At 70.6% G+C, this 23,315-nt stretch carries 20 protein-coding genes; 12 read left to right on the plus strand and 8 right to left on the minus strand.

Translation table 11 applies throughout. The features are described 5' to 3' along the window. Nucleotides 1-129: 129 nt before the first annotated feature. The 3 genes from ACFY01_RS24155 to ACFY01_RS24165 form a co-directional block, all read right to left on the minus strand. Nucleotides 130-975 carry a ketose-bisphosphate aldolase gene (locus tag ACFY01_RS24155; protein ID WP_390737787.1) on the minus strand — a complete coding sequence of 282 codons (846 nt, stop codon included), beginning with the start codon at nt 973-975 and terminating at the stop codon, nt 130-132. A gap of 86 nt (nt 976-1,061) precedes the next feature. After that, nucleotides 1,062-1,952 carry an SIS domain-containing protein gene (locus ACFY01_RS24160; RefSeq protein WP_390737788.1) on the minus strand — a complete coding sequence of 297 codons (891 nt, stop codon included), beginning with the start codon at nt 1,950-1,952 and terminating at the stop codon, nt 1,062-1,064. Between the two features lie 65 nt (nt 1,953-2,017). Further along, nucleotides 2,018-3,265: a Gfo/Idh/MocA family protein gene (locus ACFY01_RS24165; RefSeq protein WP_390737789.1), complete on the minus strand. Its 1,248-nt coding sequence runs from the start codon at nt 3,263-3,265 to the stop codon at nt 2,018-2,020. Nucleotides 3,266-3,962: 697 nt separating this feature from the next. On the opposite strand from ACFY01_RS24165, the gene ACFY01_RS24170 reads away from it, so the two are divergent. From ACFY01_RS24170 to ACFY01_RS24200, 7 genes are all read left to right on the plus strand, one after another. Further along, nucleotides 3,963-4,769, plus strand: a complete 807-nt coding sequence (locus tag ACFY01_RS24170; RefSeq protein WP_390737790.1) for an endo alpha-1,4 polygalactosaminidase — start codon at nt 3,963-3,965, stop codon at nt 4,767-4,769. A gap of 429 nt (nt 4,770-5,198) precedes the next feature. Continuing rightward, nucleotides 5,199-6,527: an ABC transporter substrate-binding protein gene (locus ACFY01_RS24175; protein ID WP_390737791.1), complete on the plus strand. Its 1,329-nt coding sequence runs from the start codon at nt 5,199-5,201 to the stop codon at nt 6,525-6,527. Nucleotides 6,528-6,539: 12 nt separating this feature from the next. Then, nucleotides 6,540-7,478, plus strand: coding sequence for a carbohydrate ABC transporter permease (locus ACFY01_RS24180; protein ID WP_390737792.1), 939 nt, complete (start codon nt 6,540-6,542; stop codon nt 7,476-7,478). Then, nucleotides 7,475-8,368: a carbohydrate ABC transporter permease gene (locus tag ACFY01_RS24185; protein ID WP_390737793.1), complete on the plus strand. Its 894-nt coding sequence runs from the start codon at nt 7,475-7,477 to the stop codon at nt 8,366-8,368. Before ACFY01_RS24180 ends, ACFY01_RS24185 begins: the two co-directional genes overlap by 4 nt. Before the next feature lie 45 nt (nt 8,369-8,413). Beyond that, nucleotides 8,414-9,370, plus strand: coding sequence for a carbohydrate kinase family protein (locus ACFY01_RS24190; RefSeq protein ID WP_390737794.1), 957 nt, complete (start codon nt 8,414-8,416; stop codon nt 9,368-9,370). Further along, a complete protein-coding gene (locus ACFY01_RS24195; protein ID WP_390737795.1) occupies nt 9,367-10,677 on the plus strand; it encodes an alpha-glucosidase/alpha-galactosidase in 1,311 nt (436 codons plus the stop codon). Before ACFY01_RS24190 ends, ACFY01_RS24195 begins: the two co-directional genes overlap by 4 nt. 308 nt (nt 10,678-10,985) lie before the next feature. Further along, complete coding sequence (locus tag ACFY01_RS24200) at nt 10,986-11,576, plus strand: alpha/beta hydrolase (protein ID WP_390737796.1); 591 nt, start codon at nt 10,986-10,988, stop codon at nt 11,574-11,576. 249 nt (nt 11,577-11,825) lie between these two features. Here ACFY01_RS24200 and ACFY01_RS24205 read toward each other — a convergent pair whose 3' ends face one another. Beyond that, a complete protein-coding gene (locus ACFY01_RS24205; RefSeq protein WP_390737941.1) occupies nt 11,826-13,316 on the minus strand; it encodes a cytochrome P450 in 1,491 nt (496 codons plus the stop codon). 233 nt (nt 13,317-13,549) lie between these two features. After that, complete coding sequence (locus ACFY01_RS24210) at nt 13,550-14,470, minus strand: ADP-ribosylglycohydrolase family protein (RefSeq protein WP_390737797.1); 921 nt, start codon at nt 14,468-14,470, stop codon at nt 13,550-13,552. Nucleotides 14,471-14,977: 507 nt separating this feature from the next. On the opposite strand from ACFY01_RS24210, the gene ACFY01_RS24215 reads away from it, so the two are divergent. The 3 genes from ACFY01_RS24215 (at nt 14,978) to ACFY01_RS24225 (ending at nt 17,850) form a co-directional block, all read left to right on the plus strand. Beyond that, nucleotides 14,978-16,042 (plus strand): sugar ABC transporter substrate-binding protein, encoded by a 1,065-nt coding sequence (locus tag ACFY01_RS24215; protein WP_390737798.1) that lies wholly within the window; start codon nt 14,978-14,980, stop codon nt 16,040-16,042. 476 nt (nt 16,043-16,518) lie between these two features. Continuing rightward, a complete protein-coding gene (locus ACFY01_RS24220) occupies nt 16,519-16,788 on the plus strand; it encodes a hypothetical protein (RefSeq protein WP_390737799.1) in 270 nt (89 codons plus the stop codon). A gap of 225 nt (nt 16,789-17,013) precedes the next feature. Next, complete coding sequence (locus tag ACFY01_RS24225) at nt 17,014-17,850, plus strand: hypothetical protein (RefSeq protein WP_390737800.1); 837 nt, start codon at nt 17,014-17,016, stop codon at nt 17,848-17,850. Nucleotides 17,851-17,943: 93 nt separating this feature from the next. On the opposite strand, the gene ACFY01_RS24230 is transcribed toward ACFY01_RS24225, so the two are convergent. After that, nucleotides 17,944-18,840, minus strand: coding sequence for a LysR family transcriptional regulator (locus ACFY01_RS24230; protein ID WP_390737801.1), 897 nt, complete (start codon nt 18,838-18,840; stop codon nt 17,944-17,946). A 99-nt stretch (nt 18,841-18,939) separates the two neighbouring features. On the opposite strand from ACFY01_RS24230, the gene ACFY01_RS24235 reads away from it, so the two are divergent. Together ACFY01_RS24235 and ACFY01_RS24240 are read left to right on the plus strand one after the other, a co-directional pair. Beyond that, nucleotides 18,940-19,305, plus strand: a complete 366-nt coding sequence (locus ACFY01_RS24235; RefSeq protein WP_390737802.1) for a YybH family protein — start codon at nt 18,940-18,942, stop codon at nt 19,303-19,305. A 491-nt stretch (nt 19,306-19,796) separates the two neighbouring features. After that, entirely contained in the window at nt 19,797-20,543 is a 747-nt protein-coding gene (locus ACFY01_RS24240; protein ID WP_390737803.1) for an endonuclease/exonuclease/phosphatase family protein, read from the plus strand. 306 nt (nt 20,544-20,849) lie between these two features. Here ACFY01_RS24240 and ACFY01_RS24245 read toward each other — a convergent pair whose 3' ends face one another. Beyond that, on the minus strand, nt 20,850-21,248 hold the full coding sequence (locus ACFY01_RS24245) for a (2Fe-2S) ferredoxin domain-containing protein (protein WP_390737804.1): 399 nt from the start codon (nt 21,246-21,248) through the stop codon (nt 20,850-20,852). Continuing rightward, nucleotides 21,245-23,233: a heavy metal translocating P-type ATPase gene (locus ACFY01_RS24250; protein ID WP_390737805.1), complete on the minus strand. Its 1,989-nt coding sequence runs from the start codon at nt 23,231-23,233 to the stop codon at nt 21,245-21,247. Before ACFY01_RS24250 ends, ACFY01_RS24245 begins: the two co-directional genes overlap by 4 nt. Between the last annotated feature and the right edge of the window lie 82 nt (nt 23,234-23,315).

Genomic DNA, 23,315 nt, shown 5'->3' on the forward strand with positions numbered 1-23,315 from the left:
CGGTGAGAGCCGTGGCGCAGTCGAACCGATCGGGCCACGATCCTCCGCGGGCCAGCCGTACCCGAGTGGCGGCGCGTCACCGTACGTCCACCGCGCCTGACCGGTCCGCCCCGCTCAACGGCCATGCCCTCACGGCGAGTCAGGCGTCGTCAGTGCCGTCAGGCACTCCGCCACGGCATGGGTCATCGCATCCCGGGCCGATGCCAGATAGGGGCGCGGATCCACCAGGTCCGGCCCCTCGGCCAGCATGGCCCGGACCGCGCGGGTGAAGGCGATGTTGAGCAGCGTCCCAATGTTGATCTTCGTCATACCCTGCGCCACGGCGGCCCGCAGCGCCGTGTGCGGCACACCTGACGAACCGTGCAGAACCAGCGGCACGGGCACCTCGCGCCTGATCCGCGCGATGAGTTCGAGGTCGAGCGCGGCGGTCCGGGTGACCATCGCGTGGCTGCTGCCCACCGCGACGGCCAGTGCGTCCACACCGGTCTCGGCGACGAACCGGGCGGCGTCCTCCGGGTCGGTGCGCACTCCGGGGGTGTGCGCCGATCCCTTGCCGCCGATCTCGCCCAGCTCCGCCTCCACGAACAGGCCGTGGGCGTGCCCCCAGCGGGCGGCCTCGCGGGTCGCGGCGATGTTCTCCTCGTCCGGCAGCCGGGACGCGTCGAACATCACCGAACTGGCCCCGCACTCGGCGGTGCGGTGCAGCAGGGCGATGTCCTCGATGTGGTCGAGGTGCAGGGCGAGCCGGGCGTCACGGCTCCTGGCCGCGGCGGTCGTGGCGGCGGCCAGGGGCATGACGTCGCCGCTGTGGTGGCGTACGGCGTTCTGGCTGATCTGGACGATCGCCGGCCGGCCGGTACGCCGGGCGGCGTCGGCGACGGCCTGGACGTGCTCCAGAGTGATGACGTTGAAGGCGGCTATGCCGGACCCCGACGCATGGGCTTCGGCGATCAGGTCCGCGCTGCGGCAGAGCATGACGTCCTTTCGGAGGTCGGAGGTCGGAGGTCGGAGGTCGGAGGGAGGGCCCGGACGGCCGGGACCGCTGTGTGCCGGGCGCGCGGTCAGGAGGCAGGGCGGTCCAGGATCACGGAGCGGGTCAGGGCGCGCGGCCGGTCCGGGTCCAGCCCCTTGCGCACGGCACTCGCCTCGGCGAGCCGCTGCACCCGCACCAGATCGGCCTGCGGGTCCTCGGGGTGGTCCACGAACAGCGCGCCGGTGGAGTCGACGTCCGCCCGCAGCCCGGCCTCGTCCGGGCCGAAGTGCCACACCAGGCGGCCGGGCGCGGCGATGGCGATGGGACCGTGCCGGTATTCGAGGGACGGGTAGGACTCCGTCCAGCTCTGGGTCGCCTCACGCATCTTCAGGGACGCCTCCCGGGCGATGCCGTGCGCCCAGCCCCGGCCGAGGAAGGTGATCTGGTCGGCGGTGACCCACTCCTCGGGCAACGGCGCCTCCAGTGCCGTGCGCGCGGCCTCCGCCAACGGCTCGGGCGCCTCACCCAGTCCGGCGCGCAGCGCGGTGAGCGCGGTGGTCGCGAACACGGTCTGCACGACCGACTTCTCGTCCGCGAAGGACAGGTCGAGGACGTGGTCGGCGACGTCGACGATCGGCGTGGAGGTGTCGGCGGTCAGGGCGACCGCGGGGTAGTGGCCGCGCCGCCGGTCGAGCAGTTCGAGGATCTCGGTGGTGGTGCCGGACCGGGAGATCGCCACCAGTCGGTCGTAGGTGCGCTCGTGCGGGAACTCGGAGGCGGCGAAGTGGTCCGTCTCGCCGAGGCCGCGCCGCTCGCGCAGTGCTGCGTACGCCTCGGCCATGAACCAGGAGGTGCCGCAGCCGACGACGGCGACCCGCTCGCCCGGCCGGGGCAGCAGATCCGCCGACTCGGCCGCCACGGTCGCGGCCTCGAGCCAGGTCTGGGGCTGGCGGGCGATCTCCTCGCCTATGAACGACATGCTGGTGCTCCTCGGTATGCGGAAGGGCGCGCCTCAGCGGCCTTGGGGGGTGCGGGACGGGAGGGTCAGGGGGTGGTCCGGGCGGCCGGGCCGCGCGAACCCGGCTGGTGGCGCGCGAAGTAGTCGACGAGGTCCGGAGCCAGGGCGGGCACCTGGACGGGGATGCCGCCCGAACGCAGCGAGGTGGTGGCCGCGATGCCCGTGGCGACTGCCTCACGGGCGGCGACGGGCGAGGTGTCGGTGGCGCCGCCGTGCGCGACGAAGCCCAGGAACTCGTCGACGAGGGCCTGGTCCGCGCCGCCGTGGTCGGCGTCGGCGGTCTCGGTCTCGGTCTCGGCGCCCAGGGTGTGGTCGGCCTCGGGCCGGTAGCCGGAGCGGCGCCGGTTCCACACCTTGACCACCGGGGCGTCGCCCTGGATGCCGTCGCCGAGGTTCTCGATGCGGCCCTCGTCGCCGATGACGGTGTAGTTGCGCCAGTAGTCGGGGGTGAAGTGGCACTGCTGGTAGCTGGTGAGCACGCCGTTGTCGAGGCGGGTCAGCACCATGCTGATGTCCTCCACGTCGATGACGGGGTTGAGGTCGCGCAGCGCGGACGGCGGCCAGACGCCCTCGTCGAACCAGTCCCGCACCCGCCGTGGGCCCTGCGGTTCGGTGCGGCGGTGCGCGTTGGCGCCGTAGACGGCCAGGTCGCCCAGCGCGGTGACGGTACGGGCGGTACCGCCCGCCAGCCAGTGGACGGCGTCCAGGTCGTGCGCGCCCTTCTGGAGCAACAAGCCGGTGGTCCGGGCGCGTTCGGCGTGCCAGTCCTTGAAGTAGTAGTCGCCGCCGTGGCCGACGAAGTGCCGGCACCACACGGCCCGTACGGTCCCGATCGCGCCTTCGTCGACGAGTCGGCGCATGGTGCGCAGGATCGGCAGGTGGCGCAGGTTGTGCCCGACGTAGAGCCGGGTGCGGGTACGGGCGGCGGTGGTCAGCACGCGGTCGCAGTCGTCGAGGGCGACGGTCAGCGGCTTCTCGACGAACACGGCGACGCCGGCTTCGAGGAAGTACAGGGCGGGCGCGGTGTGCAGGTCGTCGGGGGTGAGGACGAAGACGGCGTCGAGGGCGTCCGCGAGCATGTCCTCGTAGCGCTCGTGGACCCGTAGGCCGGAGCCGAAGAGCATGCGGGCGTCGGCGCGGCCGCGCGCGGCCGGATCGGCGCAGGAGACCACACGGGCTGTTCCGGGCCGGTCGGCAAGGGCGGCCAGTCCGGCGCGCTGGCCGACGCCGACGACGCCCAGGCGCAGTTCGGGCGCGGGCGGCTGGTCGGTCATGGAGCATCCCTTCGTCTTGGTCGCGGACAGGGAGAAGCGTTCGGCGCCACGCCACGCCACGGCTTCGCGGCGGGGCCGGCGGACGGCATTCGGGCGTCGGGCCTCGGGCCTCGGGCGGTGGCGGCGGCCGGTGGCGGTCGGTGGTGGTCGGTGGTCCAACCGGGTTCCGGACGCCGCCGTACGACGGGCCCCCGGTCGGGCGGCGAGCTGACGTAACAACACGTCCCGGACCGGGATCGGGCCCCGGGTTTCACCGTGACACCTCTGACAATAGATGCTCGAAACTGCTCCATCAATGCTTCGAGCAAGCACCTTCGAGCATTTTGCCTACGATCCGGCCAAGGATCAGCAGCGATCCTCACCGACCCCACGGGCGCGGGGGACGCGGCGGTCGCCGGGGACTTCGGTCCCGAACGCGCCGCGCCCTGCTCGGCATGGCGACCGTGAACCCGGCCCCGCCGACCGGTAGGTGACGCTCCGGCACGACTCGCGCCACGGGACCCGGCGGTCTCGTTGACATCCTCACCGGCGATTCGCTTTACTCCCGGACAACGCAGGAGCCCCGCTCCGCGTCAGAGGTACGCCCAGCCGGTATGCAGGCCCCGCGCCGCGAGCCCGGCCCGAGTCGCCAGGACGCCCCACGCGCCCGAGGCGGGGACGTGCCCTCTCCCCTGGAGCTCGACACATGAGCCACCTGATGAGCACCACACCCCGGAAGGTCGTCGGCGCGGCCGTCGGCGTCGCCGCGCTGGCCGGCGCACTGCTCGTGCAGGCCGGCACGTCACAGGCCTCGGCCGTGCAGCTGCCGCCCGCCCACGCCGGCTTCGACTACCAGATCGGGGGCGCCTACACCCCGCCGTCCGGCGTCAAGGTCGTCACCCGCGACCACAGCGCCGCCCCGGTGACCGGGCTGTACAACATCTGCTACGTGAACGCCTTCCAGGCCCAGCCCGGCGCCGAGGGCGACTGGGCCTCGGACCTGCTGCTGCGCGACTCCGCGGGCAAGGTCGTCTACGACAAGAACTGGGGCGAGGCGCTCCTGGACATCAGTAGCGACGCCAAGCGCAAGCGGATCGCCGACAAGATCGGGGCCCTGATCGACAGCTGCCGCGACAAGGGATTCCAGGCCGTCGAGCCGGACAACTACGACAGCTACACCCGCTCGGGCAGGCGACTGACCGCGAACAACGCGCAGGCGTTCATCAAGCTGCTGTCCGCCCGCGCCCACACGGACGGTCTGGCCATCGCCCAGAAGAACACCTCCGAGCTGGCCGGCAACCGCGCCGCCAACGGCCTCGACTTCGCCGTGGCGGAGGAGTGCGGCGCGTACGACGAGTGCGGCGACTACACCAGCGCCTTCGGCGACAGCGTCATCGTGATCGAGTACACCGACTCCGGCCGCTCGAAGGCGTGCAGGTCGTGGGGTGGCACGCTGAGCATCGTCCAGCGCGACCTCGACGTCTCCCCGGCCGGCAGCAGCGGATACGTCCGCAAGACCTGCTAGCCGGTCCTGACGGGGGCGAGGCCCCCCACCATCTGACGCACGATGCTTCAACACCCCTTCACGTGCTCGATCATGCGCGTTTCTCGCATTTTTCGCGCAGCTTCAAGCATGCGAGCTCTTGACAGGTACTGAGAACGATCGTTTGACTCCTGGTCAACGCCGCGCACACAGTACGCGGTGGCAGAGGCACGCCCAGCCGGTAGCTGACCACGCGCCAGGAGCCCGGACCGAGTCGCCAGGAGCCCTCGGGCGTCCGAGGCGGGGCCGTGCCCACCATGCTCTGGAGCCCGGCCTTGAAGGGAACCCGCGTGACCCGCCGCGGCCGGCCGGGCACCGCCGCCCCTCCGGTACCCCCGAGACCGGGGGCGGTACGACGACCGCATCCCCGTACAGACATCACCCGTTCCACAGCTCCCACCGGAGGTACCCATGCAAGCGGTCTCCCGCAGTGCGCGGCCCGCCCGCCGCGATGTGCTGCGCGCCGGCGCGGGCCTGGCCACGGCAGTGGCCGCGGGCACGGCGGCCTCCGGCTGCGCGGCAGACCGCGACGACGGCGTCGCCGCGGACGGCACCGTGACCATCGAGATGTGGCACGGCCAGACCGACACCGGCAAGAAGGCCCTGGAGTCCCTGGTCGCCTCCTTCACGCGCAGCCATCCCCGCATCCACGTCGAACTCGGCGGCGGCGTGCTCGCCGACGCGATGCTCCAGAAGGTGACGGCCGCCCTCGCCGCCGGCTCGTACCCCGACATCGCCTACGTCTTCGGCTCCGACCTGGCCAGCGTCGCCCGCAGCCCCCAGGTCGTCGACCTGACCGACATGGTCAAGAGCGCCCCCACGCCCTGGACCGGCTACTGGGTGCCCGCCCGCAAGGCCGTCACCGTCAACGGCCGGGTGCGGGCCGCGCCCGCCGTGCTGGACTCCCTCGCCGTCGTCTGCAACAAGAAGCTCTTCCGGCAGGCCGGCCTGCCACTGCCCGAGGCGGGCTGGCGGTGGGACGACTTCGTCGCCACCGCCAAAGCGCTCACCGACACCGGCGCCGGACGCTTCGGCACCGGCTGGCCAGGCGTCGGCGACGAGGACACCGTCTGGCGGCTGTGGCCCATGATCTGGGACCTGGGCGGCGATGTCGTCGCAGCCGACGGCAAACACATCGGCTTCGGCGACACCGGTGCCCGGGCCCTGGAGGTCGTCGCCGAACTGGCCCGCGACAAAAGCGTCTACGTCGATCCGAAGCCCGGCAGCGAGCAGATGTACCAGGTCTTCATGTCGGGCCGCATGGCCATGGCCGTCACCGGTCCCTGGCAGCTCCCCGACATCCAGCAGGCGAAGATCGACTACCACGTCGTCCCGCTGCCCACCTTCTCCGGCCGGCCGATGACCATCAGCGGACCCGACACCTGGACGGTCTTCGACAACGGCGACGCTCGCAAGAAGGCCGCCAAGACGTTCGTCAGCTGGCTCATGCAGCCCGCCCAGGACGTGCGCTGGGACATCCGGGCGGGCAGCCTGCCGCTCAGCCGCAGCACCCGCGATCTGCCCGACTGGCAGCGCAAGGAGAGCGGCACCGAGGGACTGGGGGTGTTCACCAAGGCCCTGGACTCCGCCCGCGTGCGCCCCGTGCACGCCGCCTACCCGCAGATCTCCCAGGCCCTCGGACAGGCCGTCGTCGCCGTGCTGCTCGGCCGGAGCAGTCCCGCAAAGGCGATGCGCGCCTGCGCCGACGACGCAAACGCCGCACTGCTCATCCCGCGTTGAGGAGCCCCCTTCATGTCGCGACTGCCCACTCCGATCACCGTGTCCCGGCCCCCGGACAACCGCCGCGCCCTGCGCCGCAGACGCGCGGGCGAGGCCGCCATGGCCTGGTCGTTCGTCTCGCCCGCCGTGCTCATCATCCTCGGGCTGAGCGTGGTGCCGATCATCTGGTCGCTGCTGCTGTCCTTCCAGGCCAACGACCTTGTCACACCGAGCCGTTGGGTGGGTCTGGACAACTACCGCGCCCTCGCCCAGGACCCGCACTTCAGCCAGTCCCTGCGCAACACCCTGCTCTACACGGCGTTGTACGTGCCGGCCAGCATGGCGATCGGACTGCTCCTCGCCCTCGCCCTCAACCGGCGCATCCGCTTCGTCGGCCTCTACCGCACCCTGTACTTCGTCCCGTTCGTGGTTTCCGCGACCGCGCAGGGCGTGCTGTTCTCCTTCATCCTCGACCCCGAGTTCGGCGCCGCCAACGCCGTGCTCCACCATCTCGGCATCCCGTCCCAGGGCTTCCTCACCGACCCTTCCCAGGCACTGCCCGTGCTCGTCGCCGTCAGCTTGTGGAGCGGCACCGGGTTCTGCCTGGTCATCTACCTCGCCGCGCTCCAGGACGTGCCCGTCTCGCTGATCGAGGCGGCCCGGCTGGACGGCGCCGACCGCCGCCGGCTCCTGCGCCACGTCACCCTGCCCGCGCTGCGGCCCGTCACGGTTTTCCTGCTGCTGTGGCAGACCATCCAGTCCCTCCAGGCATTCGACCTCGTCTACGTCACCACCAAGGGCGGGCCGCTCGGTTCCACCACGGTGATCGTCTACTTCATCTGGGAGCAGGCCTTCAAGAACGCCACCGCCGGATACGGGGCCGCCTCCGCCTATGTCCTGGCCGTGGCCCTGGGACTGATCGGCCTGATCCTCCAGGTCGTCCGCCGCCGCCTCCAGGGAGCCTCCGTATGACCGCCGTCTCCGCCCCGCCCCGCGCCGAGCAGGCGGCACCGTACGCCACCCGGTCCGGAACCCGGCGCCGCCGGCCCCTGTTGCCGTTCAGTCCGTGGCACCTGCTGCTCGCCCCCATGGCCCTTCTGTTCGCGGTGCCGCTGATCTGGCTGGTCCTCAGCTCGGTGATGAGCAACGCGGAGATCAACCGCTTCCCGCCGGCGCTGTGGCCCTCCCATCTCGACCTGGGCGGCTACCGCTACGTGCTGGGCAACGCGATGTTCCCGCGCTGGTTCGCCAACTCGTTCCTCGTCAGCCTGGTCACCGTCACCGCCAACCTGGTGCTCGGCACCCTCGGCGGCTACGCCTTCGCCCGGATGCGGTTCGCCGGCTCCCGGCTGCTGCTGGGCCTGATGCTGGCGACGATGGCGATCCCGTTCCAGCTGACCATGATCCCCACCTTCCTGGTGATGAGGCAGCTCGGCCTCATCGACACCCTCGGCGCGCTGATCGTGCCGTCCCTGGTCACACCTTTCTCGGTGTTCCTGCTCCGCCAGTTCTTCCTCTCGCTGCCCCGGGAGCTGGAGGAGGCGGCCTGGATCGACGGCTGCTCCCGGCTGCGCGTGCTGTGGCGGATCGTGCTCCCGCTGTCCCGGCCCGCCCTCAGCACCGTGGCCGTGCTCACCTTCCTGAGCACCTGGAACGACCTCACCTGGCCCCTGATCGCCATCAACCACGACACCCAGTACACGCTCCAGCTCGGCCTGACGACCTTCCAGGGACAGCACCACACCCAGTGGGCCGCCGTAATGGCCGGGAACGTCATCACCGTGCTGCCCGTACTGCTCGCCTTCCTCGGCGCGCAGAAGGCGTTCATCCAGTCCGTCACCAACACCGGGCTCAAGGGCTGACCCCGCAGGCCACCCCGACTCACCACCCAGGCAGGAACCTCCGCGATGCCGCACACCTACGACCTGCTCGTCATCGGTGACGCCAACCCGGACGTCGTCATCGGTCCCCTCGGCACCCCGCTCGCCTTCGGCCAGCACGAACAACTGGTGCCCTCCGGCGCCCTCACCGTCGGGGGCTCCGGCGCGATCGTCGCCTGCGGGGCCGCCCGCCTCGGCCTGCGGGTCGCCTTCGCCGGCCGGGTGGGCGACGACGACGCCGGCCGCTACATGCGCGACCGCCTCGACGCCCACGGCGTCGACACCGAGGCGCTGACGCTCGACCCCCACCGCCCCACCCCGTTGACCGTCGCCCTCACCCGCGGCGACGACCGGGCCATCCTCACCGCCCCCGGCACCCTGGCCGCGACCACCGCCGACGACGTGCCGCCCGCCCTGCTCGCCGCCGCCCGGCACGTCCACTGCACCTCGTACTTCCTGATGCCCCGGCTCGCCGCCGCGCTCCCGGACCTGCTGCGCACCGCGCGCCGGCACGGCGCGACCACCTCCGTCGACACCAACGACGACCCAGCCGGCCAGTGGGAGGCCACCGGTCTGGACGCCGTGCTGGCCCACACCGACTTCCTGCTGCCCAATGCCGCCGAGGCCCGCCGGCTGGCCCGTACCGACGCCGCGGACCCGGCCGAGGCCGCCGCCCGGCTGACCGCCCGAGGCCCGGTCGCCGTCGTCAAGAACGGCGCCGACGGCGCGTTGTGCCACGACGGCGAACGCGTCTTCACCACCCGGGGCATCGCGGTCGAGCCGGTCGACGCGGTGGGCGCCGGCGACAGCTTCGACGCCGGCTTCATCGCCGGTCTGCTGCACGAGATGTCCCTGCCGGACGCGCTGCGCCTCGCCGCGGTCTGCGGCGCCCTGTCCACCCGCGCCAGCGGCGGCACCGCCGCCCAGCCCACCTGGGACGAAGCCCTCACCCACCTCACCGAGACCGAGGAAACCCCCGTATGACCGCCCCCAAGATCGTCTTCGTCGGCGCCGGCAGCGTCGTCTTCACCCAGGGTCTGCTCGCGGACCTCCTCGCCTTCGACGAACTGAGGTCCGCGCACATCGCGCTGCACGACATCGACGCCGAACGCCTGGCCACCGCGCACGCCGCCGCCGTACGCATCGCCGACACCCTCGGTGCCGGTCCCACCGTCACCGCTCACGCCGACCGCCGCGAGGCGCTGGTGGACGCCGACTTCGTCATCAACATCGTGCAGATCGGCATGGTCGAGGCCACCCGCACCGACTTCGAGGTACCGGCCCGCTACGGACTGCGCCAGACCATCGGCGACACCCTCGGCATCGGCGGTATCTTCCGCGCCCTGCGCACCTTCCCGTTCCTCAGGGAGCTGGGCCGCGACATCGCCGAGCTCTGCCCACAGGCCTGGCTGCTCAACTACACCAACCCGATGGCCATGAACGTCCAGTACCTTGCCCAGGCCACCGGCCTGACCCGGGTGGTGGGACTGTGCCACTCGGTCTACTGGACGATGCGTGACCTCGCCGACCTGGTCAAGGTCCCCTACGAGGAGGTCAGTTACCACGCGGCCGGTGTCAACCACCAGGCGTGGGTGCTGCGCTTCGAGCACCAGGGGCAGGACCTCTACCCGAGGCTCGACGCACTGATCGCCGGCGACGAGCAACTGCGCCGCCGGGTCCGCGTCGACATGTACCGCAGGCTCGGCCACTACCCGACCGAGACCAGCGAGCACTCCTCCGAGTACGTCCCCTGGTACCTGCACCACACCAGCGAGGTCGAGCGGCTGCGGCTGCCGGTCGGCGAGTACCTGAAGATCGTCGACGAGAACACGGCCGAGTACGAGAGGACCCGCGACGCGCTGGCCGCCGGCGCCCCGATCACCGTCGAGGGCACGATGGAGTACGCGCCCCAGATCATCCACAGCATGGTCACCGGCACTCCGCGCACGGTCTACGGCAACGTCCCCAACCGCGGCCTGATCGACAACCTGCCCGCACACGGCGTGGTCGAGGTGCCCTGCCTGGTGGACTCGCTGGGTGTCCAACCGACCCGCGTGGGCTCCCTCCCACCCCAGCTGGCGGCACTCAACCGCACCTACCTGAGCACGAACGACCTGGTCGTGCGGGCGGCGCTCGAAGACGAACCCCGGCACATCAGGCACGCGGCGATGACCGACCCGGCCACCGCCGCGGCTCTGCCCGTCGAGGACATCTGGCGCCTGTGCGACGACATGGTCACCGCCCATGGCGACCTTCTCCAGCCGGGACTGCGCGTCCGCCTCGGCTCCTGACCGGTACCCGGCGGCCCGGCCACGCCTGACCGCCGAACGGGCGGCGGGTCCTGGGGAGACCCTCACACGCCTCGGCCACGCAGGCCTCGAACTGGGCGACGGCCTCGGCGGGATCCTCACCGAGCCGCACGCCGAGACGGCCTTCGGCGACCAGCCGGTCCGGGACACTGCTCGACCAGTCGCCCACGCACATGGCCCGACGGCTCGTGGTCGCGTGCGGAACACGGATCTTGACCAGGATGCGTCGAACAGGGTGCAGTGCAACCAACACACCAGTCACATAATCAGCGGGCTAGTAGCCTGCGGCCATGCCTGATCACTCCCCGTTCGCCGTGCCCACCCGCTTCGACGGTGCCGGAGACCGTGTTGCAGTCGTCGTTCCAGGAGTCGGTTACTCGCCTGCCAGGCCGCTGCTGCACTTCGCTCGTAGCGTGCTCCTCCAGCACGGCTGGACGGTCCAGGAGCTGTGGTGGCATGTTCCTGGTGACTTCTCGCAGTTCACCGTGGACGACCGGATCGCGTGGGCAGAGCGGCAAGTCACCCAGGCCATCGACGCCGAGGGAGGGGCTTGCCGCCTCCTCGTCGGCAAGTCTTTGGGCTCACTCGCCTGTGGCATCTCAGCTGATCGGGACATCGCGGCGGCCTGGCTCACTCCTGTCCTGACGATCAGCCATGTGGCCCGCGCCCTCCAGCGAGCCCAAGCGCCCACCCTCCTCATCGGCGGTGGCGCCGACAAGCTGTGGGATTCACGGATCGCCGAATCCCTACAGCACGACATCCTGGAAGTACCGTCAGCGGATCACGGCCTGGAACTCGCGGACGACGCCGCTGGATCCGTTGATGTATTGCGGCAAGTCATCTCACGGCTGGACCGCTTCATCGGCTCTCTCGGCCCTTAGAAATCACTGGGCAAGATCGCCCGGACAGGCTCAGGGTGTTGCGGTTCATGACGTTGATGACGGCGAAACGGCGACACACCGCGACGGTGCAGCGGGATGGGGAGAGCGACCGAAGAGGGCTTAACAGGCACGGCATCCCGCCGCGTTGTCGGAGTCACCCGAGCACGTCCCGTACGAGGCGGCCCTCCGCCTTGCCATACGCCGCACCGGACGCCGCGGACTGATCCCCCAAGACCGACCGAACAGAACCTAGACGACCCACGCGGGCAGTGAACGGTGGCCGTTGGAGATGAAGGAGCCAACGGGCTCCAGCTGTCCTTCGGGCACCGCGAGTCGCAGTGCCGGGAAACGGTCGAAGAGCGCCGGAAGCGCGATCCGGGCCTCCAAACGGCCCAGCGGCGCGCCCAGGCAGTGGTGCACGCCGTAACCGAAGGCGAGATGCTCCTTGTCGGCGCGGGTGACGTCGAACCGGTCGGCGCCCTTCCCGTATCGCTCGGGGTCGCGGCCGGCGGCGGCGTACGCGGCGAGGATCGCCTCGCCCTTGCCGATCACCATGCCCTCCGGGCCGCCCAGGGCGCCGAGATCGAGGTCCTCCACGGCGTAGCGCAGGGGCAGGCTGGCGACCGGCGCGTCGGACCGCAGTGTCTCCTCGACCACATCGTCCCAGGTGGCGTGGCCGGCGCGCAGCTGCGCGAGCTGTTCCGGGTGGGTGAGCAGCGCGTAGATGGCGTTGTCGATGAGGTTGACCGTGGTCTCGTGACCGGCACTCACCATGAGGACCAGAGTGTCGAGCAGTTCCTGTTCGCTCAGCCGGGTGCCGCCCTCCTCGTCACGGGCGGCGATGAGGCCGGAGGTGAGATCATCGCCGGGCGACTCCCGCTTGGCGGCGACGAGTTCGGCGAGCACGACGTACAACCGCTCGTAAGCGGCGGTCATCTCGCCCGGGTCGGCGGAGGTGTCGAAGATGCGGTCCACCAGCCGCCGCAGCTCCGGCCCCCGCTCCTCGGGCAGGCCGAACAGTTCGCTGATCACCTGGATCGGCAGCGGGTAGCAGAGTTCCTCGCGCAGGTCGACGGCCCGGGAGCCACGGCCGGCCTCCTCAATCCTGTCGAGGAGCTGCCCGGTGATCTCCTCGATACGCGGCTGGAGGGCCGCCGTCCGGCGGGCGGTGAACGCCTTGGAGACAAGGACGCGAAGGCGCTTGTGGTCACCACCGTACGCGGTGAACATGTTCTGCACGGCGACCCAGGTGAACAGCGGCCACTCCGGGGTGATCTCACCGGCCATGAAACGACTCCAGTGCTGCCGGGGGTCCTTCGACACCCGCGAATCGGTGAGCAGCCGCTTGAGCAGTGCGGGGCTGCTGACCGCCCAGGCCTCCACACCGCCGGGCAGCGCCACCCGGGCTAACGGCCCGCTCTCGCGTATACGGGCGGCTTCCGCGTGAATGTCACGGCCGCTCGCGTCTATCACTATGGGGCTTGGGTTTCCCATCGGGAGCCTCCCGGGCACTCGAACGTCGCTACGGCATGTCACGCTACGCGGTCGTCCTGTGCCGCCGCGAGAGGGCGTACCGTGCGCTGCCTGCTTGGTGACCTTCACCTTCCAGCCGTCGATCGGCTGCGGCATCACCGAGGCCAGCAGGTGGTCGGCGGGGAGGCTGACCTCGAGCTTCGTGATCGAGGCGTTGTCGCGCTCGTTGGGCACCTTGAAAGGACAACAGACGGGCCACCGATGCACCGGCAGTCCCGCAACCGCAACCGCACCGCCAACGACGGGCAACTGCCGCTGAGCGGTGAGCCGGCGACCGCCAAACCGGGCGGGCTGCCGGTCAGCTGACGCGGACGGGCCGAACAGACTTAAACGCAGCACCTCGGACTGTTCCGCCGGGCCGAGACCGTCGAACCACTCGATGCCTTCCGGCATCGGGCGCACTCCCTGGGCGAGTTCGTTGAGTATGACGTCACGACCCATCACGACTGTTGCTCCGTCACTACCAGGGGCAGCGGTTCACAGGCTGCGTGCCAGGCAGCGGGGAGGGCTGCGACGCCCGTGCGGGCGGCGATCACCCCACCCGCGATGGCGCACGTGGTGTCGATATCGCCGCGCCCGGCGACCGTGGACCACAGGCCCTCCTGCAAGTCGTCGAGGTGCCCCGCCGCGCACCACAGGGCGTACGGGACGGTGTCGGGCCCTGACATCCGGTAGCCGGAGCCCAGGACCTGCGCGGCGTGCCGGACCGAGGTGTGCTCCGGCATCCGGGCCGCGATCCGCACTCCCGACCGGACGTCGCTGTGGGGGAGTCGTTCGGCGACGGCCTGGAGGAATTCCGGCCTGGTCGGGGCGGGGCCGCCCCGGCTGCGGGTTGCCAGTGCCGCGGCAATGGCGACCGCCACCGCACCGGCGAGCGCCTCCGGGTGGTGGTGCGAAACCGCGCCCTGGCGGGCGGCCTCCTCAGCGACCGCATCGAGGTCGGCGGCGTGCCAGACACCGAGCGGGGCGGCGCGCATGGCCGCGCCGTTGCCCCAGGAGCCCTGGCCGCCGAACTGTCCGGCGACGACCTGCTGCCAGGGTTCGCCCGCGCCGATCCGGCGGAGCACGTCATGCATCGAGGCTCCGTAGCCGCGGTGCGTGTCGTCGGCGTAGGCCGCCGCGAAGCTCAGGGCGAGGCGGTCCTGGTCGACTGTGCCGCCGCCCTCGGCGAGTTCCCGAACGAGAACGAGCGCTTGGGCGGTGTCGTCACTCCACCGCCACAGCGGTTCCGGGGGCAGAGTCCGCGCCTCCAGGGCTGCCGAACCGTCTCGGCGCAGGATGCCGAACCAACGGTCACCGAAGGCGTCGCCGAACGCCAGCCCGTACAACGAATCGAGCACAGCAGGAGGCAGGGTGATCATCGGGGCAGTATCGCAGCGCGACGGCGCTCCTGCCCTCCGGTTTCGAGCCGGTCGACCAGTGTGCCGTCGGCGACGTACGCCGCCGCCCGAGATCCGTACCTTCGCTTGCGGGACGCCTCTCCGCTCGCTGTACGTGAGGGGCCTTGAAAGCGACAGCAGGCACAGGGCGACTGTGCGCTGTCCGGCCGTCGCCTCCAGGGTCACCTGATCGTCCAGCGTCGCCATAGACGCTCATGATCACGATGGCCGCCCCCACGCCCCAGCCACCTCGCTGACCTGCACGTACACCTCGACGATCAAGACTTATAGCAGCGACTGGATGCGATTAGAATATTTGTCCATGTAGGTTGGGTAAAGAGGTGATTTTCGGTTTCTGTGCAGGTCAGACCGCAAACTCGACACGATTGACGAGACGCACTGCTGGGCAAGCGAGCCCGCCGCTTTCGCAACCAGCCCTTCCGAAGGGCAGACGGCAGGCGCTTCAGGACCCGGCGCGAGGAAGTACCGATGAGGCTCAATCCCGTCCTCTGCTCCACTGCTTCCGCCCTCGTCGCACTGGCGCTGGTCAGCGCCTGTAGCGGCGGCTCCGGTACCACGGCCACGTCGAGCGGCAAGCCGGTGGTCGGTGTCGACTACCCGCGCTCCGACACCGACTTCTGGAACTCGTACATCAAGTACACGCCGGAGTACGCCAAGCAGCTCGGCCTCACGCTCAAGACCACCAACTCGCAGAACGACATCGCCAACCTCACCGCCAACGCACAGACACTCATCCTCCAAGGCGTCAAGGGCATCACGATGGCCCCGCAGAGCACCTTCGCCATCGCGCCGGTCCTGGCTCAGCTGAAGGCGGCGAAGATCCCGGTCGTCACCATCGACACCCGCCCCGACATCGGCAAGGTGTACATGGTGGTCCGCGCCGACAATCGCGCCTACGGCGAGAAGGCCTGCAAGTACCTCGGCGCCAAGCTGGGCGGCAAGGGCAAGGTCGTGATGCTCCAGGGCGACCTCTCGTCGAGCAACGGTCGTGACCGCACGCAGGGGTTCAACGCATGCATGAAGGCGAACTACCCGGACATCAAGGTGTTCGCGGAGGCCACCAACTGGGACGGGGAAGTCGCCGCGCAGAAACTCCAGACCGACCTGTCCGCCCACCCGGACATCAAGGGCATCTACATGCAGGCCAGCTTCGCCCTGTCCGGGACGCTCCACGTGCTCAAGCAGCAGGGGATGTTCGCCGGCCCGAAGGACAAGAAGCACGTGTTCGTCGTTTCCAACGACGGCATCCCCCGGGAGCTCGAGAACATCTCCGACGGCAACATCGACGCCACCGTGTCCCAGCCGGTCGACCTTTACGCCAAGTACGGTCTGTACTACCTGAAGGCCGCGATCGACGGCAAGACGTTCAAGCCCGGCAGGACCGACCACGAGAGCACCATCGTGCGGGTCCGCGACGGACTTCTGGAGGACCAGCTCTCCGCCCCGCTCGTCACCGCCGACGGCGGCACGTACGGCGGCGTCCCCAGCCTCAAGAGCACCGACACCTCCCTGTGGGGCAACAGCCTCGGTTGACACCCCGCCGGCCACGACCCACTACGCGGGCCCGCCGATCGCCTGGACGGGCAGCGTCGATGGTGTCACCGAAGGTCAACGGGCGGGGCGTTGTGGCCCAATGAGTAGAAGTACTCATGACGCCCGCTGAGTTACGGGGGAAGGATCGGGGGATGACCATGCCAAGGAAGACGAGAGCCCGGCTCGGGATGCTGCCGTTGGCGGTGACGGTCCTGCTGGCGGCGGGATGCGGAACGCAGCGGGCAGGGGGTACCGCCGACGCGTACCGGCGTTCGCATCCAACGCCGACGGGCATATCGACGCCGAGCACACCGGCGGACTTCCCCTGCCCCGGCGAGAGCCCCAAGCCGACGGCGCCCACGGCCGCCACTACCCCCAGCTCAACCGTGCCGCCGACCGATCACTATGCCGAGAACCACGGCTTCAGAGTTCCCATCCCGCTCCACGGCCAGAACCGCTGCAAAGGACTCGCCGCCGTGGGACGCGTCAAGAGTGCCCTCGAACCGCTGCGCCGGCGCGGCGACTTCGCCCCGGACAACGTCCGCGAAGCACTGACCGGCCTCGGTTACTCCGCAGGGAAGGTCCAGGCGTACCAGGACGGGCCCACCGGGGTCGGCTTCCTCATCGACATCGGCGTCGCTCCCTGGTGTGTGGAAGGCGCGATGAGCCGTGACTCCACCGAGGCGGATGCCTTCGGCGGCTATCCCGACGGCACCGGCTGCGAGCCTCCGAGCGGCGGACACTGACCACAGCCTCACCCCGTGGCTTCGACAACACCGCTGTAGACCCCCGGCACAGGAGGCGGCCGTGGGCACCCGTGGTGAACTGCGTAGTTCCACGGATGCGGAGCCTTGGGCCGCGCGACGTACTGTGCGCATGAGACCTGTGCGCCGCAAGCGCCCGGCATGCCTGCTCGGAGACCTCCGGCGGGTTACTTCGACCTCACGGGGATTCACATGCGTACACGTGCCATGTCGGTAGCCTTTTCCGGCGCCATCGCTCTCTCGGCGCTGTGCCTTCCGGCAGCCGCTCAGGCGGCGGAGCGTCCGGGTTCGGCGGCGAGGCTCGGCTCCTTCGCCGCTCACGATGTCCACCCCAACACCTCGCTGGGCAACATCAGTTTCTCCAAGGCGGCCATCAACGGCGGCAAGGACATCGTCCTGGGCACCACCACCAAGAAGTCCGTCACCGTGACGTACACCGCCACCAGTTCGAGCGGGGTCGCCCTCACGGAAGCCTTCCTCTGGCAGGGCACGGACAGCTCCAGCACGGACACCATCACCGGATCCCTGGGCACCGACGACGACCCCACCTGCACCGAGTCGACCACCCGGACCGGCGTCTACGCCTGCAAGGCCGTCTTCCACATCAACGCCGCGTCCGACCTGAAGAACAACGGTGTCGCGGGGACCTGGAAGGTGTTCCTCGGTGGGTACGACCTCTACGCCAATGCCAGCTACGACGACGACGTTGCCACCACCCGGATCAAGAAGGCGTCCCGGTTGACCGCCAACGCCGCCCCGGAGCCGGTGAAGAAGGCAAAGACCATCACGGTCACAGGCAGCCTGAAGCGTGCCGACTGGAACAACGGCAAGTACGCCGGCTACGCCGGGCAGGAGGTGCTGCTCCAGTACCGCAAGAAGGGGGGCAACACCTACACGACCCTCAAGAAGGTCACGAGCAGCACCGGCGGCGTGCTCAAGACCACCACCACCGCCACGGCCGACGGGTACTACCGCTTCTCCTTCGCCACCAACACGACCACCGCCGCCTCGACGGCGGCCGGCGACTACGTCGACGTCAGGTAGCCACGCCAGAGACGCGCCCGTCTTCGCGCGGGCGGTCGGCTCCACCTATGTACACGTCGCCCGTGGGTTCGCAGTGAAGCCGCTGGACGACTTCTACTGACGCAGCCCCAGAAAGTCCGCGAATGCTCGTCGGCTGTGCACGAGCAACTCGCGCACCGAGGGATTGTGCGCGTTCTTCCAGATCAGGGCGAGCAATGCCGGCGTTTCGACATCAACGATGGTGCGAGCGGTGAGCCGGTCGCGGCAGCTCTCGGTCATCGAGTCGCTGAGGACGGCGACGCCGAGCCCGCGGGCGGCGAGGTCGGCAATGGCATGCGCGGCACTGGCTTGCAGCGCGATCGCGGGTTGGAGGCCCTGTGCCGCGCAGGCCTGGTCGAACGCCGCGCGCAGGCCGGTGCCGGGTGGCATGCACACGATTGGGTAGGCCATCAAGTCGCGCAGGGTGACCACCCGCTGTCTCGCCAAGGGGTGCCCGGCCGGGACTGCCGCGACGAGCCGTTCGCGGATGATTGTCAGCGCGTCCAGTCCGTCAGGGGTGGCGGTCGCAGCCCCGATGAGTGCCAAGTCGACGGCGCCGGTACGCACGCCCTCGAGGAGCCGGTCGGAGCTGTCCTCCAGCAGCGAGATCTCCACACCGGGATGCGCTGCGTGGAATGCCGCGAGCGCGTCGAACAGCGGGGTGACGGTGCAGCCGATGACCATCCCGACGGTGATCCGCCCCCGGATCAGGCCGGTCACCTCGCCCACCGCCTGGCCGACCGTCCCAACTGCGGCGAGTGCGGCACGGGCGGGTCCGAGGGCGGCCTTCCCCGCGGCGGTGAGGGTGACGGTGCGGGCGGACCGGTCGAACAGCTCAGCACCGACTTCGCGTTCGAGCTGGCGGATCTGGGCGCTGACGCCGGACTGGCTGATGTGCACTCGCTCGGCCGCACGGGTGAAGTTCCGCTCTTCAGCGACTGCGACGAAGTATTCCAGCTGCCTGAGCTCCATAATCACAGATTCTAGTTCGTAGAAAATGCATCTGTTGGACTTCTGACCGGCGGGCGACCAGGCTGAGAGGTGCCGGAGCCCCACGTCAGGAGGAAACCCATGCCGGAGTACGAGCAGGCCATGCGGCCCGAAGACATCACTCGCTTGTTCGTCGAGCGATCCAATGCCGGTGACGCGGCCGGGGTCGCCGCGCTGTACGAAGTGGATGCGGTGATGGCCTACCCTCCCGGCGAACTGACAGTGGGCCGGGAGGCCATCCGTGCGGTGTGGGAGAAGGTGCTGGCCAACGCTCCCCGCTTCGAGCCGGAACCGCCCCTGCCTACGCTGATCAGCGGCGACATCGCCCTCACCTCGACCCCGCCGAAGGACGGGGCCGGCGCGCGGGCACAGGTCGTACGGCGCCAGCCCGACGGAAGCTGGCTGCGCCTGCTCGACCAGCCCGAGTTCGCCCCACCCACCCGCTGACGCCCTCGGGCGGCCCCTCAAGATCGTGCGGAATCACGTCCTGCGTCTGCGAGGTCTTGTCGCTGAGCCCCTCGGACAGCTTCTTCCAGCCGGACTCCAGCCGCTCGATGAAGTCGCCGCTCCGGGGGATGTCGTCACGGCGGCCGCGTAGAGATCGGCGAACCCGATGGCGGCAGGGCCCGAGGCCCACAGGCCGTACAGGGCCCGGCGGGGCCGACCACCAGTCTCGATCGGCGAAGCGGTCGCACGCCCGCCGAGCCTGGCCCAGCCAGACCCAGGCATCCGAGGCCTGGCCGAGCCGGCCAAGACGTTCGCCCCGAAGCGTGACGCTGCCCCACTGTGGGGTGCGGCAGGTCGGCCGCCAGGCATTTTCTCCGCCGCAGCGGACATGAACCACTACGGCGCGTTCCGGCGGTGCCGAACCTGCTCAGGCGGGCTCACCGCCGGGCATCGCCGTCTCGCATCGCGCCGTCACGGCGGGAAGGGGAAGCGTGCAGGATCTGCCCAAGTCGGCGACGGAGCCCGACGGCTCCGTGGTCGTGCGCGTGCTCAGTTACAACATCCGCTCCATGCGCGACGACACCGTGGCCCTCGCCCGGGTGATCCGGGCCTGTCGGCCCGACGTCGTCTGCGTTCAGGAGGCGCCGCGGTTCTTCCGCTGGCGCAAGGCCGCCGCCCGCCTCGCCCGGACCTCCGGGCTCGTGTACGTGTCGGGTGGCGCCACCGCCTCCGGCCCCATGATCCTCTCCTCGCTCCGCGCCCATGTGGAGCGCACCGAGGACGTCCTGCTGCCCCGTACCCCCGGTCTGCACCAGCGCGGCTTCGCGACCGCGTGTCTGCGGTTCGGCCGGGCCCGGCTCGGTGTGCTCAGCTGTCACCTGAGTATCGACGACCAGGAGCGCTACGAGCAGGGCCGGCTGCTCCTCGAGAGGTTGTCCACCCTGGACGTGCCGTACGCCGTCGCCGCGGGCGACCTCAACGACCGGCCCGACGGCCGCACCTTCGTCCTGCTCGCGGACGCCCTTCAGGACGGCTGGGCGACGAAGCCGTGGGGGCGGGAGCACACCACCCGGCTGGGCGATCCCCTCCAGCGGATCGACGCGGTCTTCGCGACACAGGGGGTGAAGGTGCTGGGATGCGGGGTGCCGATGGGGCTGCCCGGAGTCTCGGAACGAGACCTCCGGGCAGCCACGGATCACCTGCCGGTGCTGGCCGCTTTGCGGGTACCCGCCGCGTAGTACGGGGCTCAGACCGCTACGGATACGCGAACATACGCGAACACGGAGGCACCTGGCCGGGCCTTCAACGTACTTTGCGAAATGCCCGCGTGCGCCCGGGCCCAGTGGACTACCCGCCGGCGCCCGTGGCGCTGCCGCGCCTGCCGTGCGGGGCTCCCCGTCCTCGCGGGCCACGCCCTGCCGGTGCTGCGGATCATCGCAGGGGCCCCCACCTCGCTGCGCCCAATTGGAGGTCCGCTCAGCCGGACCGGATCGGCACCCGCCGACACCGTCACCAGGGCCCGATCAGCTACGGTCCGGCACTCTTCAGTCCTCGACGGCCCGCCGTATGCGCCGGGACGGCGAGAACTCGTAGAGCTCGAGGATGTCCGGCGGCTCGGCGATCCCCGGGCCACCGGCCCGCACCCACTCGACGATGTCGGCTGTCGCATCGGGGTCGTTGACCAGTCCGAGCCATACAGGCCGCCCGCCCTCGGCCCGCCCGGCCGGGGAGGGCTGTACGACGATGACGTTGGCCTGTTCGCAGGCGTCGAGGCAGTTGACCGCACGGACCTGGGCCACTGGGCCGAGGTCGGCCTTGAGCGTGGCGAGTTGGGCCGTGTGGTCGACACCGGGAATCTTGGCGGTGCCGCAGCAGCAGCCTCGGCAGACGGTGACCGTGCACCGGGGTGCCGCCTGTGCTGTGGGTGCCTTGCGGCGGCTCATCGGGCGGCCCGCTTCCATGCCGCCTCGCGCAGCAGCCGTAGTCCGTTGAGGCCGACGATCACGGTGGAGCCCTCGTGGCCCGCGACGCCGAGGGGCAGCGGCAGGTCGCCGGCCAGGTCCCAGACCACCAGGCCGGCGATGAAGACACCGGCGATGACGAGGTTCTGGACGACCAGGGCGCGGGCCCGCCGGGACAGGGAGATCACGGCGGGCACCGTGGTGAGTTCGTCACGGACAATGACCGCGTCGGCGGTCTCCAACGCCAGGTCGGAGCCCGCTCGGCCCATGGCGACGCCGGTGTGCGCGGCCGCCAGTGCGGGGGCGTCGTTGACGCCGTCGCCGATCACCATCACCTTGCGACCGGCCCGCTCGAGCTCCCTGACCGCGCTCACCTTCTGCTCGGGCAGCAGCCCGGCCCGCACGTGCTCGATGCCGGCCTCGGCGGCGAGGCGGGCGGCGGCTCGCGGATTGTCACCGGTCAGCAGCAGGGGCGCGTTACCGGTGAGGCAGGTCAGCTCGCCGACGGTAGCGGTGGCGTCGGGGCGCAGCCGGTCGGCGATGCCCAACACGCCCACAGGGGTACCGTCCACCGTGATCAGCACTGCGGTCAGTCCCCCATCCTCCAACTCACCGGCGAGCGCCGTCGCCTGGGCGGATTCGGCGTCCGTCGCCCCGTTCAGCAGCCGAGCCGGCGCCCCCACCGAGACCACGCGGCCGTCGACGGTCGCGGTCACGCCGACACCGGGGGTGGAGTCGAACTCGTCCGCCACCGGCAAGGTCAACCCCCGTTCACGCCCCGCGTCCACGACGGCCCTCGCCAACGGGTGCTCACTCGGGTGCTCCGCGGCAGCCGCGAGGACCAACAACTCCCCCTCATCAACAGATCCGGTCAGCGGTCGCAGTTCGGTGACGCGCGGGGCGCCCTCGGTGAGGGTACCGGTCTTGTCGAGCGCCACCGCGTCGACCTGCCCCAGCCGTTCCATCACCACGGCCGACTTGACCAGGACGCCGTGCCGTCCGGCGTTCGCGATGGCCGACAGCAGGGGCGGCATGGTGGCCAGCACCACCGCGCACGGTGAGGCCACGATCATGAAGGTCATGGCCCGCAAGAGTGCGTCGGTGAGGTTCACGCCGGAGGCGAGGGGCACGAGGAACACGGCGAGGGTCGCCGCCACCATGCCCAGCGCGTAGCGCTGTTCGACCTTCTCGATGAACAACTGCGTCGGGGCCTTGGTCTCGGACGCCTCCTCCACCATGCGCACGATCCGGGCGATCACCGTGTCGGAGGCGTCACGCTCGACGCGGACCCTCAGCGCACCGGTGCCGTTGAGGGTGCCGGCGAAAACCTCGTCGTCCTTCGCCTTGACGACGGGCAGTGGCTCGCCGGTGATGGTCGCCTGGTCGACGTCGCTGGTCCCGTCGAGCACCCTGCCGTCCGCGCCGACGCGCTCGCCGGGCCGTACGAGGATCGTGTCGCCGACCGAGAGGTGTTCGACGGCGACCGGCTCTTCGGCGCCGTCCGCGTCGACTCGGGTTGCGGTGGCGGGCGCCAGGTCGAGCAGACCCCGTACGGAGTCGGCGGTGCGGGCCGTCGCCAGCGCCTCCAGCGCGCCGGAGGTGGCGAAGATGACGATCAGCAGCGCACCGTCCATCACCTGCCCGATCGCCGCCGCCCCGAGCGCGGCCACGACCATCAGCAGGTCGACGTCGAGGGTCCCCTCGCGCAGGGCCCGCAGACCTGCCCAGCCCGGCTCCCAGCCGCCGGCCCCGTAGGCGACCGCGTACAGCGGCCCCCAGACCCAGGCCGGGGCACCGACCAGTTGCAGGGGCAGGGCGAGCAGGAACAGGGCGGTGGCCCCGGCCGCCCAGCGCGCCTCGGGCAAGGCGAGGACACGAGTACGGCGCCGGGTCGCGTCCCCGTCGCGCGAATGCGCGGCGCGGGCGACTGGGGCCGGGGCCGGGGCCGGGGCGAGTGTGGAGGTCATGGGAGCGGGAGTCCTTCACAACGGCATGGCGAGAAACGCTGGGCAGCCGGAAGCCCGGCGAGCCGCTCTCCCACCGTACAGG

The sequence above is a fragment of the Streptomyces sp. NPDC001480 genome, from assembly GCF_042894725.1.
GTDB lineage: Bacteria > Actinomycetota > Actinomycetes > Streptomycetales > Streptomycetaceae > Streptomyces.

What these genes read in the sequence shown, in the direction of transcription:
- ACFY01_RS24155 (WP_390737787.1), bottom strand. Translation starts at nt 975, where the DNA reads ATGCTCTGCCGCAGCGCGGACCTGATCGCCGAAGCCCATGCGTCGGGG.
- ACFY01_RS24160 (WP_390737788.1), bottom strand. Translation starts at nt 1,952, where the DNA reads ATGTCGTTCATAGGCGAGGAGATCGCCCGCCAGCCCCAGACCTGGCTC.
- ACFY01_RS24165 (WP_390737789.1), bottom strand. Translation starts at nt 3,265, where the DNA reads ATGACCGACCAGCCGCCCGCGCCCGAACTGCGCCTGGGCGTCGTCGGC.
- ACFY01_RS24170 (WP_390737790.1), top strand. Translation starts at nt 3,963, where the DNA reads ATGAGCACCACACCCCGGAAGGTCGTCGGCGCGGCCGTCGGCGTCGCC.
- ACFY01_RS24175 (WP_390737791.1), top strand. Translation starts at nt 5,199, where the DNA reads ATGCAAGCGGTCTCCCGCAGTGCGCGGCCCGCCCGCCGCGATGTGCTG.
- ACFY01_RS24180 (WP_390737792.1), top strand. Translation starts at nt 6,540, where the DNA reads ATGTCGCGACTGCCCACTCCGATCACCGTGTCCCGGCCCCCGGACAAC.
- ACFY01_RS24185 (WP_390737793.1), top strand. Translation starts at nt 7,475, where the DNA reads ATGACCGCCGTCTCCGCCCCGCCCCGCGCCGAGCAGGCGGCACCGTAC.
- ACFY01_RS24190 (WP_390737794.1), top strand. Translation starts at nt 8,414, where the DNA reads ATGCCGCACACCTACGACCTGCTCGTCATCGGTGACGCCAACCCGGAC.
- ACFY01_RS24195 (WP_390737795.1), top strand. Translation starts at nt 9,367, where the DNA reads ATGACCGCCCCCAAGATCGTCTTCGTCGGCGCCGGCAGCGTCGTCTTC.
- ACFY01_RS24200 (WP_390737796.1), top strand. Translation starts at nt 10,986, where the DNA reads ATGCCTGATCACTCCCCGTTCGCCGTGCCCACCCGCTTCGACGGTGCC.
- ACFY01_RS24210 (WP_390737797.1), bottom strand. Translation starts at nt 14,470, where the DNA reads ATGATCACCCTGCCTCCTGCTGTGCTCGATTCGTTGTACGGGCTGGCG.
- ACFY01_RS24215 (WP_390737798.1), top strand. Translation starts at nt 14,978, where the DNA reads ATGAGGCTCAATCCCGTCCTCTGCTCCACTGCTTCCGCCCTCGTCGCA.
- ACFY01_RS24225 (WP_390737800.1), top strand. Translation starts at nt 17,014, where the DNA reads ATGTCGGTAGCCTTTTCCGGCGCCATCGCTCTCTCGGCGCTGTGCCTT.
- ACFY01_RS24230 (WP_390737801.1), bottom strand. Translation starts at nt 18,840, where the DNA reads ATGGAGCTCAGGCAGCTGGAATACTTCGTCGCAGTCGCTGAAGAGCGG.
- ACFY01_RS24235 (WP_390737802.1), top strand. Translation starts at nt 18,940, where the DNA reads ATGCCGGAGTACGAGCAGGCCATGCGGCCCGAAGACATCACTCGCTTG.
- ACFY01_RS24245 (WP_390737804.1), bottom strand. Translation starts at nt 21,248, where the DNA reads ATGAGCCGCCGCAAGGCACCCACAGCACAGGCGGCACCCCGGTGCACG.
- ACFY01_RS24250 (WP_390737805.1), bottom strand. Translation starts at nt 23,233, where the DNA reads ATGACCTCCACACTCGCCCCGGCCCCGGCCCCGGCCCCAGTCGCCCGC.